At 41.5% G+C, this 19650-nt stretch carries 12 protein-coding genes; 7 read left to right on the top strand and 5 right to left on the bottom strand.

Features of this window, described 5'->3' with window-relative positions; genetic code table 11:
• Positions 1 to 3: 3 nt before the first annotated feature.
• On the bottom strand, positions 4 to 2046 hold the full coding sequence (locus WKR92_RS10790; protein ID WP_375557973.1) for an HD family phosphohydrolase: 2043 nt from the start codon (positions 2044 to 2046) through the stop codon (positions 4 to 6).
• 174 nt (positions 2047 to 2220) lie between these two features.
• Here WKR92_RS10790 and WKR92_RS10785 point away from each other — a divergent pair, with 174 nt between their 5' ends.
• From WKR92_RS10785 to WKR92_RS10760, 6 genes are all read left to right on the top strand, one after another.
• Complete coding sequence (locus WKR92_RS10785) at positions 2221 to 3399, top strand: acetyl-CoA C-acyltransferase (RefSeq protein WP_375557842.1); 1179 nt, start codon at positions 2221 to 2223, stop codon at positions 3397 to 3399.
• Between the two features lie 98 nt (positions 3400 to 3497).
• A complete protein-coding gene (locus WKR92_RS10780; RefSeq protein ID WP_375557841.1) occupies positions 3498 to 5672 on the top strand; it encodes a S9 family peptidase in 2175 nt (724 codons plus the stop codon).
• A 127-nt stretch (positions 5673 to 5799) separates the two neighbouring features.
• Positions 5800 to 7401 carry a peptide MFS transporter gene (locus WKR92_RS10775; RefSeq protein WP_375557840.1) on the top strand — a complete coding sequence of 534 codons (1602 nt, stop codon included), beginning with the start codon at positions 5800 to 5802 and terminating at the stop codon, positions 7399 to 7401.
• Between the two features lie 90 nt (positions 7402 to 7491).
• A complete protein-coding gene (locus WKR92_RS10770; RefSeq protein ID WP_375557839.1) occupies positions 7492 to 8220 on the top strand; it encodes a polyprenol monophosphomannose synthase in 729 nt (242 codons plus the stop codon).
• Between the two features lie 58 nt (positions 8221 to 8278).
• A complete protein-coding gene (gene ruvB / locus WKR92_RS10765; protein ID WP_375557838.1) occupies positions 8279 to 9298 on the top strand; it encodes a Holliday junction branch migration DNA helicase RuvB in 1020 nt (339 codons plus the stop codon).
• A 53-nt stretch (positions 9299 to 9351) separates the two neighbouring features.
• A complete protein-coding gene (locus tag WKR92_RS10760) occupies positions 9352 to 10863 on the top strand; it encodes a carbon-nitrogen hydrolase family protein (protein WP_375557837.1) in 1512 nt (503 codons plus the stop codon).
• A gap of 30 nt (positions 10864 to 10893) precedes the next feature.
• Here WKR92_RS10760 and WKR92_RS10755 read toward each other — a convergent pair whose 3' ends face one another.
• Positions 10894 to 12126, bottom strand: a complete 1233-nt coding sequence (locus WKR92_RS10755; protein WP_375557836.1) for an aspartyl protease family protein — start codon at positions 12124 to 12126, stop codon at positions 10894 to 10896.
• A gap of 107 nt (positions 12127 to 12233) precedes the next feature.
• Here WKR92_RS10755 and WKR92_RS10750 point away from each other — a divergent pair, with 107 nt between their 5' ends.
• On the top strand, positions 12234 to 13859 hold the full coding sequence (locus WKR92_RS10750) for an ABC-F family ATP-binding cassette domain-containing protein (RefSeq protein ID WP_375557835.1): 1626 nt from the start codon (positions 12234 to 12236) through the stop codon (positions 13857 to 13859).
• 71 nt (positions 13860 to 13930) lie between these two features.
• Here WKR92_RS10750 and trxA read toward each other — a convergent pair whose 3' ends face one another.
• The 3 genes from trxA to WKR92_RS10735 form a co-directional block, all read right to left on the bottom strand.
• On the bottom strand, positions 13931 to 14248 hold the full coding sequence (gene trxA / locus WKR92_RS10745) for a thioredoxin (protein WP_375557834.1): 318 nt from the start codon (positions 14246 to 14248) through the stop codon (positions 13931 to 13933).
• A 111-nt stretch (positions 14249 to 14359) separates the two neighbouring features.
• Positions 14360 to 17989 carry a DNA polymerase III subunit alpha gene (gene dnaE / locus WKR92_RS10740; RefSeq protein ID WP_375557833.1) on the bottom strand — a complete coding sequence of 1210 codons (3630 nt, stop codon included), beginning with the start codon at positions 17987 to 17989 and terminating at the stop codon, positions 14360 to 14362.
• A gap of 38 nt (positions 17990 to 18027) precedes the next feature.
• Positions 18028 to 19629: a DUF4139 domain-containing protein gene (locus WKR92_RS10735; RefSeq protein WP_375557832.1), complete on the bottom strand. Its 1602-nt coding sequence runs from the start codon at positions 19627 to 19629 to the stop codon at positions 18028 to 18030.
• Positions 19630 to 19650: the final 21 nt, after the last annotated feature.

The raw sequence follows: 19650 nt of genomic DNA, 5'->3' as shown, positions 1-19650 counted from the left end.
CCTTTAATTTCCTGTCGGCTGACTTTCAGTTTTTTTATCTTTTTTAATATCGTAATCTACCCGAACATGATAGATGCTCATCAGCATGTTTTTAAAGATTTCGCGAATTTTTTCCACCTCTTGGAGGGTAATATCACTGTTCTTAAGCTGCTCTTGCTCTAATTTATAATCAATGATTTTATCAACTAGATTGCTGATGCTTTTCGCATCTGGTTCTTTGATGCTTTTGGATGCGGCTTCTACGGAATCCGCTAACATCAATACAGCGGTTTCTTTAGAAAAAGGTATCGGTCCGGGATAGTGGAATAAATCTTCATCCACAAATTTCTCAGGGAAGGTTTTGATATAAGATTGATAAAAATAATCTACACGGGTTGTTCCATGGTGTGTTTTGATAAAGTCGATAATCTCTTCTGGCAAATTGGCCTTTCGAGCCATCTCGATCCCCTTCGAGACATGGGAAATAATGATTTGTGCACTCTGCTCGAAGGTAAGTCCGTCATGCGGGTTATATCCTTTGGTTTGGTTCTCAATGAAATACTGTGGGTTCAATGTTTTACCGATATCGTGATACAGTGCGCCGGCACGGATAAGTAGAGAATTTCCGCCGATCTGATAAATAGCTGCCTCTGCAAGGTTCGCAACTTGTAGGGAGTGCTGGAAAGTACCGGGTGCCTTATAGGACATTTCTCTGAGCAACTTCGAGTTGGTATTGGTTAATTCCATCAAGGTTACATCCGATGTGATGCCAAAGAAACGTTCGAACGCATAAATGAGCGGATAAGCAAGAAGTGTTAGTATCACACTGACAATGAAAGGCACAAAATCTAACCAGCGAACGTCATCGACATTTCCGTTGCGTATAAGAACCATCCCGAGGTACGCCACCACATAGGTAGCTAGAATAAACAACGCAGATAGAAGGAATTGTTCTCGTTTGATTAGGGTTTTGATGCTATAGATTGCAACCATACCGGCAGTCAACTGCAAGAATACAAATTCAAAGCTGTTTGGCACAAAATACGCTGCCACCAACACCATTAATAAATGAATATTCAGTGCCATCCGCGTGTCAAACAGGATACGGATGATGATAGGCACGATGCAAAACGGTATGAGGTATAAGTTTGGCAACTTGATACTAACTGCCCAGGACAACAGTACCAGCATACTGGTGATGACCAAAAGAATTAAGCCGAGCAGTCGGTTATCATTATAGATATCCTTCCGGAATAGAAACAGGAAGGCCATTAACAAGAAGACGATCATGCCGACAATGAGCACTTGTCCGAGGATAACGACTTTGATATCCCCTCCTATTCGGGCTTCTTCTTCGTAAGCATTTCGTAAGGATTCAATCTTCTGATAGGCTTCATTGTCAATAGTAGCTCCTTCAGCAATGATCAACTCTCCCTTTTGCACCATGCCTCGGGTTGTTGATATGTTTGCCAAAGCATCCGCTTCCAGCTTATTGGTCAGTTGCTCGTTATACACGAAGTTATTTTGAATATGGTCAAGAACTATCCGCTTAAGCCATTCTTTATGTTCAATACGATTGCTTTTCTTGATGATTTCATCAGCGTAAGCAAACGCAGTCTCCTGAGTAAACACATCGACAGTATTCTTTACAGTCGAGATCTTGTCACGAAGAAGTGTGAAGTTATAATGGTTGTCATCAATCTGAAATTTCTTAGTTGGTGACATGACCCCATCAGCATATATTTTGGTTAATATGTCTGTGGCAACTTCGTAGTAGAACTGTTCATCGTCGGGATCAAACGTGGTATTTGCCCATTTGGTGGTCAGATCTGCTTGCATTCTTGAGATCTGATCGGGCCCGACTTTCGACTGGAATTCATAAATGGGGTTGATGGATTGTAGAATCTGATCACGGTCGGCCGCCAACTCTTCTGCCGTTTTTAAGATGGCAAAATTATAGGGTGATACAAGGTCTTCGTTTAACCAGACTTTACCCTTTTCGAATTCAAAACGAAAGCGCGGATGCTTTGGTAGAAAAATAGCAATGATTGCGACGCAAAAAAACATCAGCGCATACCTGAATAACTGAGGGTTTTGTTCCAGGAACTTATTTTTGTTGGTTTTCTTTTTACTCACAATAATCGTATTTCATCCAAAATTAAGATTTCTAAAGAGAATCTACCATTTCTAAGGAAAATTATAGCAAGTTTTGCTAACTTGCGTTGAACCAATTCGTGACTTATGGACAATCAGGTTTTTATCGTTTCAGCGGTTAGAACGCCTATCGGTAGCTTCGGAGGAAAATTAGCTTCCCTGAGCGCTACGGAACTGGCAGGTAAGACAATAGCAGCAGCAATAAAGCGTGCAGGACTGGAAGCAGCTGTGGTGGATGAAGTGTTTTTAGGCAATGTGCTCTCTGCCAATTTGGGACAGGCTCCTGCTACGCAGGCAGCAAAACTGGGCGGCCTAGGTGATCTGCCGGCAACGACGGTTAACAAGGTTTGTGCTTCAGGCATGAAAGCGATTATGCTGGGGGCGCAAAGTATTGAACTTGGTATTAATCAGGTGGTGGTTGCTGGAGGCGCAGAAAGCATGAGTAATGTACCCTATTACCTGGACAAGGCGCGAACGGGATACCGTTTGGGGCATGGGCAGGTAACCGATGGACTGGTTAAGGATGGTTTATGGGATGTATACAATGATTATCATATGGGCTCGGCAGCCGAGCTTTGTGCAACGGAGTGCAACTTTTCGCGTGAAGAGCAAGATGCCTATGCAATAGAATCATATAAACGTTCGCAAAAGGCAAATAAAGAAGGTCGCTTTAAAAAGGAGATTGTTCCGATTGAGATTACCGGAAGAAAAGGCGATGTGACGATGGTGGATGAGGATGAAGAAATCAATGCGGTGAATTTTGATAAAATACCGCAACTGCGACCGGTTTTTAAAAAAGATGGTACGGTGACTGCAGCCAATGCGTCTACGTTAAACGACGGCGCAGCGATTTTAATTCTGATGAGCAAAGCGAAGGTGGAAGAACTTGGGCTGAAACCTATCGCTAAAATATTGGGCTATGCAGATGCACAGCAAGCGCCTGAATGGTTTACAACGGCACCGTCTAAAGCGATACCCCGCGCTATTCAAGCGGCAAAAATAAAGGAGAGCGATGTGGATTTCTACGAAATCAATGAAGCTTTCTCTGTGGTGTCTTTAGCCAATAACAAAGAATTAGGACTGGACAGCCAGAAGGTCAATGTCTACGGCGGTGCGGTCTCAATGGGTCATCCCCTAGGTGCATCGGGAGCTAGGATTGTGACAACGCTGCTTAGCGTACTCGACGAAGAAGCTGGTAAAATTGGTGTCGCAGGCATCTGTAATGGTGGCGGTGGTGCAAGTGCCATGGTGGTCGAAAAACTATAAAAAATAAGCATATCAACTTTATTACATTATAAAAAGCAATTACATTATTTGTATTTTGCGCATTATTTTCTTTTAAAACAGATAAAAACAACCCCAATATGAAGAGATATTTCCTCGTTTTATTTTTGATAGGTGCAACGTGCTTAGCAAATGCACAAAGTGAAATCACATTAGAAGATATATACAAAAAGGGTACATTTAGAACCAAGAGTGTGCAAGGCTTGCGATCCATGAATGATGGTAAGACCTATGTTTCGATCGAAATAGATACTGCCACCCAAGACCGCTTTGTGGCACGCAACAATTACAAGGACGGTGAGATTGCTGAACGCTTATTTTCTCAAGCGGATTTGGTTTATGAGGACATTAAGCTTCCGATTGGGACGGATTTCAGTGCTAACGAAGAGAAAATATTAATTGCACATGAGAGAGAGGCCATTTACCGTCGCTCAAGCAAAGCATACTACTATGTATTCGACATTAAAAGCAAGAAAATAACGCCTGTTTCCACAAAGGAAGGAAAGCAGATGTATGCTACATTCTCACCAGATGCCAGTAAGGTAGCCTTCGTGAGGGATAACAATCTGTTTGTAACCGATTTGGCGACTGGTGCGGAAACACAAATTACAACTGACGGGAAATACAATGAGATTATCAATGGGGGCGCCGACTGGGTATATGAGGAGGAATTCGCTTTTGCGAAAGCTTTTTTCTGGAGTCCGGACGGAAATAAAATAGCATTCTACCGCTTTGACGAACGTGAAGTTCGTGAATTCTCCATGATGATGTACGAAGATCTTTATCCGACGGTGTACAAGTTTAAGTACCCTAAGCCGGGCGAGAAAAACTCAGTAGTGAGCATCCATATCTATGATCTTGAGAAGAAGACGACAAAAACGGCTGATGTAGGTACGGAAACCGATCAATACATTCCTCGCGTTAAGTGGACGCAGGATCCAAATTTACTTTGTGTATTTCGAATGAATAGACACCAAAACAACTTGGATTATTTATTCGTAGATGCGGAAACAGGCTCATCGAAAGTGGCGTTAACGGAAACCGACAAATACTATATCGATATCAATGATGATTTAACTTTCCTAGAAGATGGGAAACATTTCTTCTTGACAAGTGAGCGCGACGGCTACAACCATGTTTATCTATATAATATGGACGGTGAACTGGTACGTCAGATAACAGATGGCGACTGGGAGGTTACAAGACTGTATGGTGTAAATCAAAAAACGAATACCCTGTATTACCAGTCGACCGAAAGTTCTCCGCTTGAACGTGATATTTATTCGATCAACCTATCGGGTAAAAAGAAAACGAAATTAAGTACTCAAAAAGGAACCAACTCAGCAACTTTCAGCGAGGACTTTAGCTATTATATCCTAAACCATTCGAGTGTAGAAACACCTCCTTATATTACCTTAAACAATGCAAAAGGAGAAGTTGAACGTGTATTGGAAGACAATGCTGAAGCCTTGAAAGTGAATGAGCAATATGGTATCACGCCTCGTGAATTCTTTTCGTTTACCACATCAGAGGGTGTGGAACTGAATGGCTATATGATTAAACCTGCAGACTTTGATCCGAATAAGAAGTATCCTGTACTGATGTATGTATATGGCGGACCGGGCAGCCAAAATGTTGCAAATTCATGGAACCATAACTACTGGTTCGACTTTCTGGCGCAACATGACTACTTGGTTGTTTGTGTAGACAACCGTGGTACGGGTTTCCGCGGTGCTGAATTTAAAAAGATGACCTATTTGCAATTGGGTAAATACGAGATCATCGATCAGATTGAAGCAGCGAAATGGTTAGGTAAGCAAAGCTATGTAGATGAGGACCGTATTGGTCTATGGGGATGGAGCTATGGTGGTTATATGGCCTCGTTAGCAATCACCAAAGGTGCAGATGTCTTCAAGTCGACAATTGCCGTTGCCCCTGTTACAAACTGGCGTTTTTATGATACTATTTACACGGAACGTTATTTAAGAACTCCACAAGAAAATCCGGAAGGTTATGACAACAATTCGCCTATCAATTTTGCTGATAAATTGAAAGGAAATTTCCTATTGGTTCATGGAACTGCTGATGATAATGTACACTTTCAAAACAGTGTTATGTTTTCTGAAGCCTTGATTCAAGCGAATGTTCCGTTTGAACAAGCTTACTACCCAAATAAAAATCATGGAATTTATGGCGGAAATACGTCGATTCATCTATTCAATAAAATCACCAAGTTCGTTTTTGAAAAATTGTAAATCAAATAAGCCAAAACAGCAGATTATAAAAATTACTCCTTTGATTTTCGGATAATTATTGCATTTTTGGCATTTAGAGACCAGCAAAAAACAGAGATAAACATAAAAATAAACTACTTACTTTTATATGAAACCTTCGGATCAAGATGAAATTTTAAGCACGCACCTGATTAAGAATGGTGTTGACACGAAAACGGTGCTGAAGCACCCGGTGGGGTTGTTTGTTCTTTTCTTTACGGAAATGTGGGAGCGGTTCAGCTACTACGGCATGAGAGCCTTATTGGTTCTCTTTTTGGTTAGTACCATATCGGAAGAAGGATGGGGATGGACAAATCAAGAAGCCTTGAGGCTCTATGGTATTTACACTGGATTGGTTTATTTAACGCCACTCATCGGAGGTTTGATAGCCGATAAGATTACCGGTTACCGAAAAGCGGTGTTTTGGGGTGCTTTGATTATGACCTTAGGACACGCGTCCATGGCCTTGGAAGGCTTTACAGATTCTTTTTTCTACGCGGGATTAGGCCTTTTGATTTTAGGTAACGGATTATTTAAACCGAATATTTCATCGATTGTGGGTCAGCTATACCCGGATAACAGTGACCGAAAAGATGCTGGTTATACGATATTCTATATGGGTATTAACGCAGGTGCGTTTTTAGGAATGGGACTTTGTGGATACATCGGTGAAAATATAGGATGGCACTGGGGCTTTGGCCTAGCGGGTGTTTTCATGTTCTTCGGCATGTTGCAGTTCTATTTTGGACGTAAGATATTCGGAAAACTGGGTGAAGATCCGCGCGAAGCAAAGAAACGCGAACACGAAACACACTCAGGTGCAACGACGGACGAGGAGGAAGATGAAAAGACACCTGCGAATGTTAGACGCGATCGTCTGATCGTGATAGGTGTGCTGATTTTCTTCTCCATTTTCTTTTGGTTGGCATTTGAACAAGCCGGGGGGTCTATGACCATCTTTGCGAACGATTATACCAATAGGATGCTTGACGGGCAGGCTGCATTGACGTTTAAATGGGTCGATTCCCTACTGACTATCATCCCTCTTATTTTATTAAGCTGGGTATTGATCAGTTTGGCGAAAAAGATATTTGCGGTATATCCGGCATCGATCTTTTTTACGGCTTTGAGCTTTGTGATTATTTGGGGAATTGCATTTTGGAAAATAGATCGTGAATTTTCACGGGTAGACACCGAAGTGGCCGCATCATGGTTTCAGATTTTGAACTCCTTCTTTATTATCACATTGGCAACGGTCTTCGCTAAAATGTGGGAAACGAAATTCAATCCGAGTGGACCGGTTAAATTTGCGATTGGCTTAATCTTGTTGGGAATCGGGTTTGGAGCTTTGGCTTATGGAGCAAGTGAAATCCCATCAGGGGCAACAACAGCTTCAGTGAGCATGATCTGGTTGATTTTGGCTTACTTCTTCCATACGACTGGTGAATTATGTCTATCTCCGGTTGGCCTGTCTTATATGAGTAAACTATCACCGAAAAACCTGATCGGATTGATTATGGGCTTCTGGTTTTTATCAAGCGCCATAGCTAACTTCATGGGTGGCTTTATTGGAAGTTATATCGATCAAATTGCTCAGACATACTCGATCAGTACGTTCTTCTTGATGTTCTTCATTGTTTCAGTGGTTGCAGGCGTATTGCTAATGGCTTTGTCTCCATGGTTGAAGAAACTGATGCACGGTATACATTGAAAACATTTATTTTATAAAATAATGACGATAAAAATCGCCGTTCTTTATATCTTTAAAAGATAGCGAGAATGGCGATTTAAATTTATACAGGTGAGTGACAGCTTAGTAATTATTCCTACGTATAACGAAAAAGAAAACATTGAAAAGATTATCCGGAAAGTATTTTCACTTCCCGACCCCTTTGATATTCTGATCGTAGATGATGGTTCACCCGATGGTACTGCTGCTATCGTAAAGTCACTACAAGAGGAATTCCCCAACATGCTCTATATTGAAGAGCGAAAAAGCAAATTAGGCTTAGGGACTGCTTATATTCATGGTTTTAAATGGGCACTAAAAAGGGATTATGAATATATTTTTGAGATGGACGCCGATTTCTCACATAATCCAGACGACCTGTTACGTTTGCGTGATAGCTGCCAGCATGAAGCGGATATGGCTATCGGATCCCGGTACATTAAGGGAGTGAATGTAGTCAACTGGCCCATGAACCGTGTATTGATGTCTTACTTTGCTTCGGCTTATGTTCGTTTGATTACTCGCATTAAGATCAAGGACGCCACCGCAGGATTCGTATGTTACCGACGAAAGGTTCTGGAAACGATATCTTTAGATAAAATACGCTTCGTAGGTTATGCATTTCAGATTGAAATGAAATTTACGGCGATACAATACGGCTTTAATGTAGTAGAAATTCCCATCATTTTTACGGATCGGACGGCCGGTGTTTCGAAAATGAGTACACGTATTTTCCGTGAGGCTTTCTTGGGTGTGATTCACATGAAGATGAATAGTCTTTTTAGAAATTACAAGTCTTAGATCCGTAGAATTTTCTTTATCTTAAAACCTTATCTTTGTTTGACCGATACCAGAGGAAATGAATGAGCATCTAGACCCTAATCCGGAAAGATTAACGCAGCCAGAGAAGGATATTGAGAAGGTTTTACGACCTCAGTTTTTTGAGGATTTTAGAGGCCAATTTAAAATTCTTGAGAACTTGAAGATTTTTGTTGAGGCCGCCAAATTAAGAGGCGAAGCGCTCGACCATGTTCTTCTACACGGGCCGCCAGGTCTCGGAAAGACAACCCTATCTCATATCATCGCGAATGAAATGGGTACGGGAATTAAGATTACTTCCGGGCCTGTATTGGACAAGCCAGGTGATTTGGCCGGGCTCCTTACGAATTTAAACGATGGCGACATTCTTTTTATTGATGAGATACACCGCTTGAGTCCGGTTGTGGAAGAGTACCTCTACTCCGCAATGGAAGACTTTAAGATCGACATCATGTTGGAAACGGGTCCCAATGCCCGATCGGTACAAATCTCCTTGAGTCCGTTTACACTGATTGGCGCGACTACCCGATCAGGATTATTAACTGCTCCCCTACGTGCTCGCTTTGGAATAAATTCACGATTGCAATATTACGATGCCAAACTCTTAACCGATATCGTATTACGATCAGCTCATATATTGAAGACGCCGATTAATGATGAAGGTGCCTACGAAATAGCCCGCCGTAGTCGCGGCACTCCCAGAATTGCCAATGCTCTATTGCGTAGAACAAGGGATTTTGCCCAAATCAAAGGGAATGGTGAAATCGACACCAAGATTGCGAAATATGCGCTTGATGCATTAAACGTAGATGAATACGGTCTGGACGAAATGGACAATCGGATTCTGATGACCATTATTGACAAATTCAAAGGTGGACCAGTCGGCTTAAAAACGATTGCTACTGCGGTTGGTGAAGATGAAGGTACTATTGAGGAAGTTTATGAGCCTTTTCTCATACAAGAAGGCTTCTTAATGCGGACCAGTCGCGGCCGAGAATGCACCGATCTGGCATACACACATTTGGGTAAAACAAATATAAAAGGCAATACGCTCTTCTAAAAACTGGCAAAAGCTTTGCTTATATTTCTCCAAATAAAAACAAACGACTATTTATGAACATAGAGGTTAGGCAGCTTACAATTAAAGATTATACGGATCTGAAGAAATCGATGATTGAAGCATATAAGGGAGATGCTGGCGGTGTGTGGACCCGAACAAATATCAGCGACCTAATAAATATTTTCCCAGAAGGACAGCTTTGTGTTGAGGTGGATGGAAAAGTTGTAGCTTGCGCCCTCGCTATCATCACAAACTCGAAAGATGTCAATTCCGGTCATACCTATGAGGAGATTACGGATAATGGGAAATTCACCACACATACACCGGATGGGGATATTTTTTACGGGATTGAAGTATTTGTACACCCTGACTACCGGTCGCTTCGCTTAGGGCGGCGACTCTATGATGCACGAAAGGAATTGTGTGAGGAATGGAACCTGAAGAGCATTATTGCCGGAGGACGTATTCCGAAGTACCATGAACATGCAGATAAATTGACGCCTCGCCAATATATTCAGAAAGTAAAGCAAAAAGAGATTTATGATCCGGCATTGACGTTTCAACTGTCGAACGACTTTCACGTAAAGAAAATATTAAAAAAATACCTTCCTGAGGATGAACAATCAATGGAGTATGCAACCTTACTCGAATGGAATAACATCTATTACGAAGAAGATTCCAAGGCCAGCTCTCCCTCAAAACAGACCATTCGCTTAGGTTTGGTACAATGGCAGATGCGTACGTTCAGTAATATCGACCATTTTTATGATCAGGTCGAATTTTTTGTTGACGCAGTAAGTGGATACAACGCCGACTTTGCTGTATTTCCGGAATTCTTCAATACGCCGCTGATGGGTCCTTTCAATGATTTACCAGAAACGGAGGCCATGCGCAAATTGGCAGAAATGACTGATGAGATCAGGGAGAAGATTCAACAATTCGCGGTATCATACAACGTAAATATCATTTCGGGCTCCATGCCCCTGGTTGAAAATAACAAGCTATATAATGCCTCATACCTGTGTCATCGAAATGGAAGTTACGATGAATATCGCAAAGTACACATTACGCCGAATGAACTTAAGTACTACGGGATGTATGGCGGCGATAAGGTAAAAGTCATTGATACAGACTGTGGCAAAGTTGGAATCCTGATCTGCTATGATGTTGAATTTCCGGAGCTCAGCCGTATCTTGGCAGAGCAGGGAATGCAGATCCTGTTTGTCCCATTTTTAACGGATACTCAGAATGGTTATACCCGTGTACGTAATTGTGCACAAGCCCGCGCAATAGAAAACGAGTGCTATGTCGCGATCGCCGGATCGGTAGGAAACCTGCCGAAGGTAAACAACATGGACATACAATATGCGCAATCAGCTGTCTTTACTCCGTCTGATTTTGCGTTTCCTACCAATGGTGTGAAGGCTGAAGCCACGGCCAATACGGAGATGCTTGTACTGGCCGATGTCGACCTGTATCTGCTAAAGGAATTGCACGAATATGGAACGGTAAAAACAATGAAAGATAGACGACGAGATCTATATTCGGTTAATCTGTTGAAATAAACACTGACATGTAATACGCGTCTGGGTCCATCAAATACGTCGTTCTAGATCTAAGAACTTAAAGTATATTTCTCCGTCTCTAAGGAGCTCGACAATAATTTGATCGCGCGTACTTCGATGCATTAACTGGTTGATGTCTTCTAGGGAATATTTATCCATGTTTTTTAAATTAATCGATAAAAGTTCATCGCCCACTTGCATGCCGGCTCTTGACGCTGGAGAGTTCATTTCGATACGACCGACAAAAAAGCGTCTTTCGCCCTGGTTTATCGTAACATAGAGTTCCATACCCGTCATATTGTGTTCAAATGGATCGTTGAACTTTCGGTTTCTTTTTAAATAGATTTCCTCGTTGGCATAATCAATAAAGAGGTGAAATCGCTTCAGCAACTCTCCTCCGATTGAACCATTACGATCTCCTAATAATTGTTTGAGCAACTCAAACTCAGGTGATGGGTATGCGGTGACAACGTCTTCCAACTCATACTCAGCGATCTCAACTTTGCTAAGTCTTCCGATCAGGCCATGAATCGGACCATTAAGTCCAATACCGAGATTGGCTTCGATGGTACGGTCGGGAACTAAATCTCGATTTTCTTCCTTTTGTTCTAAGGAAACAGCATGGCCTGCTCCTGAGTCGAGTAATAAAAGCAGATTCTTTTCGTGGCCTTCATTGGATAAAGTAACATCTAGAAAGGGCTTGTTATTGATTATCTTGAGCGGAATCCGACGACCTCGTTTCTTTACCTTAGCGTCCGGGGGATAGAGGGTTATTCGCTCTCGGTTATAATTGATTTTTACCGAAAAACTCCGAAAGACGTCAGAACCAATAATTCCGTGAATAGGCATTCCGACATAGGACGATAATTGAAAAGGGTCGTTTCTGAGCAATACAAGTGACAGCCCGTTTGTTTTGGCATCACCGATTGATGGAAACATATGATTGATAACATAGGCCTCTATTTCGTCCCCGATTCCTCGTCCTCTGATTTTAAAAAGAGCCAAATCGCTTGCATACAATGAGTCGACCATTGCTGAATCGGTAATGATAATGGGTCCGACACCAGAATCCAAGATGAAATTATAAGGGCCTTCTCCATTGAGTGTGACAGGAATAATCATGAGATTATGGACGAGATCAAAAGACAATTTTTGTTTCAATTGACCCTCTGGCAATAAAAAAGGTTGTGCATGAGCGCTCTGCAGTATAATGAGATGCACAAGCCACACAATAAAAAGATGGACACCAAGGCGTAGAGTCATTGGGTTTTAAATTGGCTTCTTGTATTTATTAAACGATTTTTTCGTTGTTTAGTTTATTGGCGCTTGGGATTTAATTAAAATTAATATCTAATCCTTACCTTTGCGCCATGATTACAGTTTCTAATTTATCCCTTCGTTTCGGCAAACGTATACTTTTTGAAGAAGTTAACCTGAAGTTCACTCAGGGTAACTGTTATGGCATTATTGGAGCAAACGGTGCCGGCAAATCGACCTTCCTTAAAATTCTTTCAGGAGAAGTAGATCCCACCAGCGGTTCCGTAAGTTTCACCCCGGGCGAACGTATGGCAGTTCTAAAACAGGATCACTATCAATTTGATGAGTTTTCTGTGATTGAGACAGTTATGATGGGACATGAAGAGCTCTACAAAATCATGAAAGAGAAGGACGCCATCTATGCTAAAGAAGATTTCACGGACGCAGATGGTGAACGCGCAGGTGAACTGGAAAATCTGTTTGCAGAAATGGACGGATGGAACGCGGAAAGTGATGCCGCAATGCTGTTGAGCAATCTCGGCATTACCGAAGATTTACACTTCAAGTTATTGAAAGAACTGGATGGTAATCAAAAAGTACGCGTGCTATTAGCACAAGCCCTCTTTGGAAAGCCAGATATCTTATTACTGGATGAGCCGACCAACGACTTGGATATCGAAACCATCTCATGGTTGGAAGATTTCTTAGCGGGTTATGAGGCTATTGTTTTGGTGGTTTCTCACGACCGTCACTTTTTAGATTCAGTATGTACCCATGTGGTTGATATTGACTTTGGAAAAATGACCATTTATACGGGTAACTATTCGTTCTGGTACGAATCGAGCCAATTGGCTTTAAAGCAACGCGCAGATCAGAACAAAAAAATGGAAGATAAAGTAAAAGAGTTACAAGACTTTATCCGACGTTTTAGTGCCAATGCATCTAAATCCAAACAGGCAACCAGTCGGAAAAAGGCCTTAGATAAAATTAATCTTGAAGAGATTAAGCCGTCCAACAGAAAGTATCCAGCAATCATGTTCAATAATATGGAACGTGAAGCGGGTGACCAAATCCTTTCAATAGAGAACCTAGGTAAGGCTGGCGACGAGACCAAGCTGTTTGATCAGATTAATCTCATGGTCAATAAAGGTGACAAAATAGCAGTATTATCTAGAAACAGCTTAGCGACTACGGCTTTCTATGATATCCTTACCGGTAGAGACACCGACTATACGGGCTCTTTCAAATGGGGGGTGACGATCAAGATTGCTGATATGCCAATGGATAATGCGGAATATTTTGAAGGCAAGAACGACAATTTGATTGAATGGTTGAGAGAATACTCAGACACGGATCAAGATGACCAGTTTATTCGTAGCTTTTTAGGTCGCATGCTGTTTTCTGGTGAGGAAGTATTAAAGAAATGTTCAGTACTATCGGGAGGTGAGAAAATGAGATGCATGTTCTCTAGAATGATGCTGCAGCAAGCAAACCTACTTCTATTGGATGAACCTACGAACCACTTGGATTTGGAATCCATCACTGCATTGAACAATGGTCTGACCGACTTTAAAGGAACATTGCTCTTTACTTCTCGTGACCACGAACTGACCCAAACGGTAGCAAATAGAATTATTGAGATCACACCTAAGGGTTTGATCGATAAACTTATGTCATATGATGAGTACATCAATGACGCAGGAGTTAAGGAGCAGCAAGCTGAACTATACAGAGATTAGAGCATAAAAAAGCCTGACCTATCGAGATGATAAGTCAGGCTACTTGCTAACCTAATTATAATAAAAATCTATTATAATTGTTTTTCTAACTTTTCAGCTAGAACTGATTTCGGAACTGCTCCAATTTGTTTATCAACGACCTCCCCGCCTTTGAAAAACAACAGCGCCGGAATATTTCTAATTCCAAATTTCACTGAGATGTCTGGATTATTATCTACGTCCACTTTCCCAATAACAGCTTTTCCATCGTACTCTTGAGCTAACTCTTCTACAATAGGACCAACCATTCTACATGGTCCACACCATTCTGCCCAAAAGTCAACCAATACTGGTTTATCTGATTTTAAAACAACTTCATCAAAGTTGCTGTCGGTGATTTCAATTGCCATATTCTTAAATTTTATGATTAATATTTTGTTGAAAACATTTTCTAAACACGAAGTTACAAACTTAAGTAGTCAAATACCTTACCAAAGCTATTAAATACTGTTAATCTGACATTAGTTTAACCAAAACTTGGATATATTCATTCCCTTTAAATTATCGATAAACTCGTTGTCAGGGTTTACTCGTATATTTTTAGAGGGCATATCCAACTTGATTTCGTCATCAAAATCCATTATTTTGAATCGTAATTCACAGTTTTTCTGACCTTCCTTCTCGGCATTTCGCTCCACAATTTCCTTTAAGCCTGACATGAATGCCGGAGAAATCTCATTTAATGACAGTTGAATCGTTACACGCTTTGCAAGCTTGTCACGCAGCTCATCTAACAGATGAATATTTAATATTTTCACTTCCCAGTTGCCTTCCTGTCTAAACCTTAGCTTAAATGCCACTCGAAGTTGGAGGAAATAGCCCTCATTTAAAAAACCTTTAAACTTGATATACTCCTCGCCAAATACAGCGATTTCGTAGGAATCGGTATAATCCTCAAATACGAAAATTCCAAATGGACGTCCGTTCTTGGTCACTCGATGGTTAACGGACGAAACGAGCCCTCCAATGAGCATTTCTTTGTTCGTTAACCTTTTAAACTTGGCCATAAGCTCTGGATCTTGATCCGGCGATTTTATCTGATCGATCAACTGAAGATCTTTGACCGTATTTTTGCAGAAATACTCCATCTCAACCCGGTAGTTATCGAGAGGGTGTCCGGTTAAGAAAATACCGATGACATCCTTTTCATGTCGCAATCGGAGGATCAAATCCCACTCGGGACATTCGGCAAGGGTTGGCTCTGGTATATCGGCATCGCTAGTCCCACCAAAAAGAGACATAGCAGCACTACTGGCATTGTTCTGATAATCCACCGTGTATTTTACCAGTCGGTCGATACCGGTTTGCACCGTACCAGGGATCACATGGAAATATTGCGCGCGATTAAGGTGAAAACAATCGAATGCACCGCTGTAAACCAGATTCTCATACACTTTCTTGTTGACCGTTCGAGAGTTCATTCGTCTGGCAAAATCGTAGATGTTTTCATAAAGGCCATTCTCCTTACGTTCGGCGATAATGCTCTCGACCGCCTTGTCTCCCACCCCTTTTACACCTGATAGTCCAAATCTCACCTCCCCGTTGTTATTAACCGAGAATCGCAAATCAGATTCGTTTACGTCGGGACCAAGTACCATAATACCCATTTTCCGACATTCTTCCATAAAGAAGGATATCTTTTCGATGTTGTGCTGGTTATTAAGGACCGCAGCCATATACTCTGAAGGGTAATGTGCTTTTAAGTAAGCAGTCTGATAAGCAACAAAGGCATAGCAAGTAGAGTGAGATTTATTAAAAGCGTATGATGCAAATGCCTCCCAGTCAGTCCATATTTTTGCTAAAACTTTTTCTTTATGGCCTTTCTTTTTAGCATTTTCGATGAACTGTGGCTTTAACTTATCCAGTGTTTTTCGGTCTTTCTTTCCCATTGCTTTTCGCAGTACGTCGGCGTCACCTTTCGAGAAATCAGCTAACTTTTGGGATAAAAGCATCACCTGCTCCTGATAAACCGTGATACCATAGGTATCAGCCAGGTATTCTTCCATGTCCGGGAGGTCGTAGCTCACATCTTCTCGCCCATGCTTTCTGTTAATATAGCTAGGAATGTATTCCATTGGGCCGGGACGATACAAGGCGTTCATGGCAATCAGGTCTTCGAACTTATCGGGCTTGAGCTCTTTCAGGTATTTCTGCATCCCATCACTCTCAAACTGAAATGTTCCATTGGTGTCGCCACGCTGATATAATTCGAAAGTCTTCAAATCATCAAGGGGGATTTCATCAATCGCAATATCAATCTTGTGGTTCTGTTTGATCAGCTCTAACGCTCCCTTTATAATGGTGAGCGTTTTTAATCCCAAGAAGTCCATTTTTATTACACCGGCATCCTCAATAACACGCCCATCATACTGTGTAATTAAAAGATTTGAATCTTTAGAAGTAGAAACGGGAATGATGTTCGTCAGATCTTCCGGGGCGATAATAATCCCAGCGGCGTGGATGCCTACATTTCGAACCGAACCCTCCAAGATCAATGCTTCTTTTAGGACCTTGCCGTTTACCTCATTAGGCTTGGAATGAAAATCCCGTAACTTTTGAATGTTTTCAAAATCTTGCCCATAGTTTTTCTTCACATCATCTAACGGAGATAAAACAACATTATTTAGATTCGTTCCCGGTCTGTCCGGAACAAGCTTAGCAAGAAAATTAGATTCAGAAAGCGGTAAATCGAGCACCCGAGCGACATCTTTGATACTACTCTTGGCAGCCATAGAACCATAGGTAATAATCTGGGCAACCTGATTTTTTCCGTACTTATCCACCACATAATCAATTACCTTTTGTCTTCCTTCATCATCAAAATCCGTATCGATATCGGGCATAGACTTCCGGTCCGGATTGAGAAAGCGCTCAAATAGCAGATTGTATTTTATCGGGTCAATATTCGTAATTCCAATGCAGTAGGCTACCACGGATCCGGCGGCAGACCCTCTACCAGGCCCGATAAAGACACCTAGATCACGACCGGCAGCGATGAAGTCGGCTACGATAAGAAAGTAGCCTGCGAAACCCATAGTCTTGATGGTGAACAGCTCAAAATCGATACGCTCCTGAACTTCGGGCGTAATATCCCTATAGCGTTCTTTCGCTCCAATATAAGTAAGGTGTTTTAAATACTCCCATTGGTTTTCCTTATCAGCATCTGGTCCGCTATGCTTTTTAAATTCCTCAGGAATTGGGAAATTTGGAAGCATGATGTCCCTTTTGAGTTGAAGTGTTTCGACTTTATCGACAATCTCATTGGTATTATCCACCGCTTCGGGGATGTCATGAAAAAGACTTGCCATTTCGGATTGAGTCTTAAAGAAAAACTGATCGTTCGGAAAGCCGAAACGATAACCCTTTCCTCCCTCTTCATCCGTAGCAATCGGCGTGCTTTGTAAATCGCCCGTATTTACACATAGTAAAATATCGTGTGCGTTTGCATCTTCCTGATCAATATAATGCGAGTCATTTGAACAGATCATTTTAACCTGATACTTTTTTGCAAACTTCAACAAGACGGCATTCACTTTTTCCTGCTCAGGAAGGTTATGCCTTTGCAGCTCAATGTAAAAATCTTCCCCAAAAAGATCTAACCACCATTTGAATTCTTCTTCGGCTTCCTCTTCAGACTTGTTTAAAATATATTGCGGAACGACGGCTCCTAAGCAACAGGTCGTCGCTATTAAGCCTTCATGGTACTTGAGGATAAGCTCTTTATCGATGCGGGGCCATTTACTGTATACCCCTTCAATATAGCCTAGGGAACAAAGCTTCACCAAATTACGATAACCTTGTGGGTTTTTCGCAAGCATAAGCTGGTGATATCGTTTATCTTTCTTTTCTTTTGTAAACTGTTTAACATGGCGGTCTTCAACCACATAGAACTCACATCCAACGATGGGTTTGACGTTATGCTTCGCAGCCTCCGCTACGAATTTAAAAACCCCAAACATGTTGCCATGGTCTGTAATTGCCATCGCCTTCATTCCATCGTTTGATGCCTTTTTAAACATGCGGCCGATTTCAGCGGCACCATCTAAAAGTGAAAATTGTGTGTGAACGTGTAAGTGTGAAAAACTCGGCATATTTCTGGAATATCTTTAAAATTCCAAATATAACGAATTTACAATCCAACCGGGGTCTTACCTTTCGGATATTTCACAGTATAGCTAAATCTCAGCTTTTTTGTTTCACCCGGCTTCAAATTGACATTCCATGTAAGCTCACCCTCTTCTTGATTGTTGATTGCCCCCGAAGTCTCATTTAATGTTATCTCGATATCCTGCTCGTTAGACAGCGGGTATTGATCTTTCACTTCTATATCAACGGCTTGCTGCCGTGAATTTCTAACCGATATTTCATAGGTATACTCACGCGCTTGTGTACTACCGAGGAAAGAGCGGCTGCCCTCTTCGTTGATCCGTTCGCGCTTCGTAACAATTCGTTCATCTTTACCTAAGCTCAATGTCAGGGTATCATTGGTGGAGTGAGGATCGATATAGGAAGTACCGGCATAATTATTCTCAACAATCAAATTAGCATTGCCAGGGAGTAAATTCAGTTCGTTCCAATCGGTCACCTTTCCTATTAAATAGGCGCTAGAACTGTATTTGGGTACCGTGGTGTATGAATACGCGGTATTGAGCGTATAGCTCTGCAACTGTATCGCCTGTGCTTGACCGTTTGAATATACATCGTAGGGCACGTCGATTACAAAACTCGTATTTAGTTGGTTATCCTGAACAACGGCCATGTCCTGAGGCGCAGGCGCCGCTTCTTGGAATCTCTCGGCACTTGCATTTGTGCCACGGGCCATTATTTTCTGGGGCCTGGCTACAACGACTGGACTTCTATAACTCAAACGCCATGGATTGAGCTCCGGAACATTATTATTTTGTTGTGGGTTCCCTCCTGCAAAGGTTAATGGCACTTGCTTCCAATCAATTCCAGTAGTTTGAACTACATTAGCTTTATAAAGCAACTGCACTGGACTTTGTATATCATCTACTCTCACTTCATAAAATGGAGTCCATGAAACGTTGTTCGTAAAATACTGGATATCAAAGTTCACATTCGCAGCCTGGGGCGTGCTGACACGCAATACCAATTGTCCCGCATTTTGATTATCCCCTCCAGACTCATCCATCTGTTGTTTAAGCTTATCCACAATCGCTTTTTGTTCCTCTTCCTGGGATTTTAAATGAACAATACGATCTGATATTTCTTTATACTGCGTCCGATAATACTTGATCATATTCGTGATTTCCGTTGGCGTCACACCGTTCTGCCCTCCTACATCTTTATTAGCTTCAAGTAAGGCAAGCGTACTTTCCTCCGCTTTTCTTTGGTTCACCAAATCATGATAGATCTTATTTTCTTGATCATACTTTTTTTTGTTTTCCAGGTACAAAGAGCTTTTGTTCGTGTTTTTATTTAAATAGTCGCGTTCAAAGGAAACCGATAGAATCGATATTTGAGAATTGGGACTTAGAACACGAATGCTCTGTGGGTTAATATTCTTGGCAACATGATTAATTACCACCTCTGAATTTCCTGATGGGATTTGTACATTTTTAGCTTCATGTCTAAGTTCTGCACCCCGCACATAGATGATCGCCTCATCTAGGCTAGCATTGGTCTCTACAATATTTTGAGCAAAAGTCTGTTGAATACATAGTATCAAGAGGAGTAAAAGTGTAACCTGTCTGGTGTTTTTCATTTTCATTTCGGATGATTTGTTAAATGA

It is taken from the genome of Albibacterium profundi (assembly GCF_042159835.1).
Lineage (GTDB): Bacteria > Bacteroidota > Bacteroidia > Sphingobacteriales > Sphingobacteriaceae > Albibacterium > Albibacterium profundi.
Note: the sequence above shows the minus strand (reverse complement) of the source record. Positions and strands in the feature narration are given on the sequence as shown.

Coding starts and splice junctions, on each gene's coding strand:
- WKR92_RS10790 (WP_375557973.1), bottom strand. CDS start 2,046: ATGTTTTTTTGCGTCGCAATCATTGCTATTTTTCTACCAAAGCATCCG.
- WKR92_RS10785 (WP_375557842.1), top strand. CDS start 2,221: ATGGACAATCAGGTTTTTATCGTTTCAGCGGTTAGAACGCCTATCGGT.
- WKR92_RS10780 (WP_375557841.1), top strand. CDS start 3,498: ATGAAGAGATATTTCCTCGTTTTATTTTTGATAGGTGCAACGTGCTTA.
- WKR92_RS10775 (WP_375557840.1), top strand. CDS start 5,800: ATGAAACCTTCGGATCAAGATGAAATTTTAAGCACGCACCTGATTAAG.
- ruvB (WP_375557838.1), top strand. CDS start 8,279: ATGAATGAGCATCTAGACCCTAATCCGGAAAGATTAACGCAGCCAGAG.
- WKR92_RS10760 (WP_375557837.1), top strand. CDS start 9,352: ATGAACATAGAGGTTAGGCAGCTTACAATTAAAGATTATACGGATCTG.
- WKR92_RS10755 (WP_375557836.1), bottom strand. CDS start 12,126: ATGACTCTACGCCTTGGTGTCCATCTTTTTATTGTGTGGCTTGTGCAT.
- WKR92_RS10750 (WP_375557835.1), top strand. CDS start 12,234: ATGATTACAGTTTCTAATTTATCCCTTCGTTTCGGCAAACGTATACTT.
- trxA (WP_375557834.1), bottom strand. CDS start 14,248: ATGGCAATTGAAATCACCGACAGCAACTTTGATGAAGTTGTTTTAAAA.
- dnaE (WP_375557833.1), bottom strand. CDS start 17,989: ATGCCGAGTTTTTCACACTTACACGTTCACACACAATTTTCACTTTTA.
- WKR92_RS10735 (WP_375557832.1), bottom strand. CDS start 19,629: ATGAAAATGAAAAACACCAGACAGGTTACACTTTTACTCCTCTTGATA.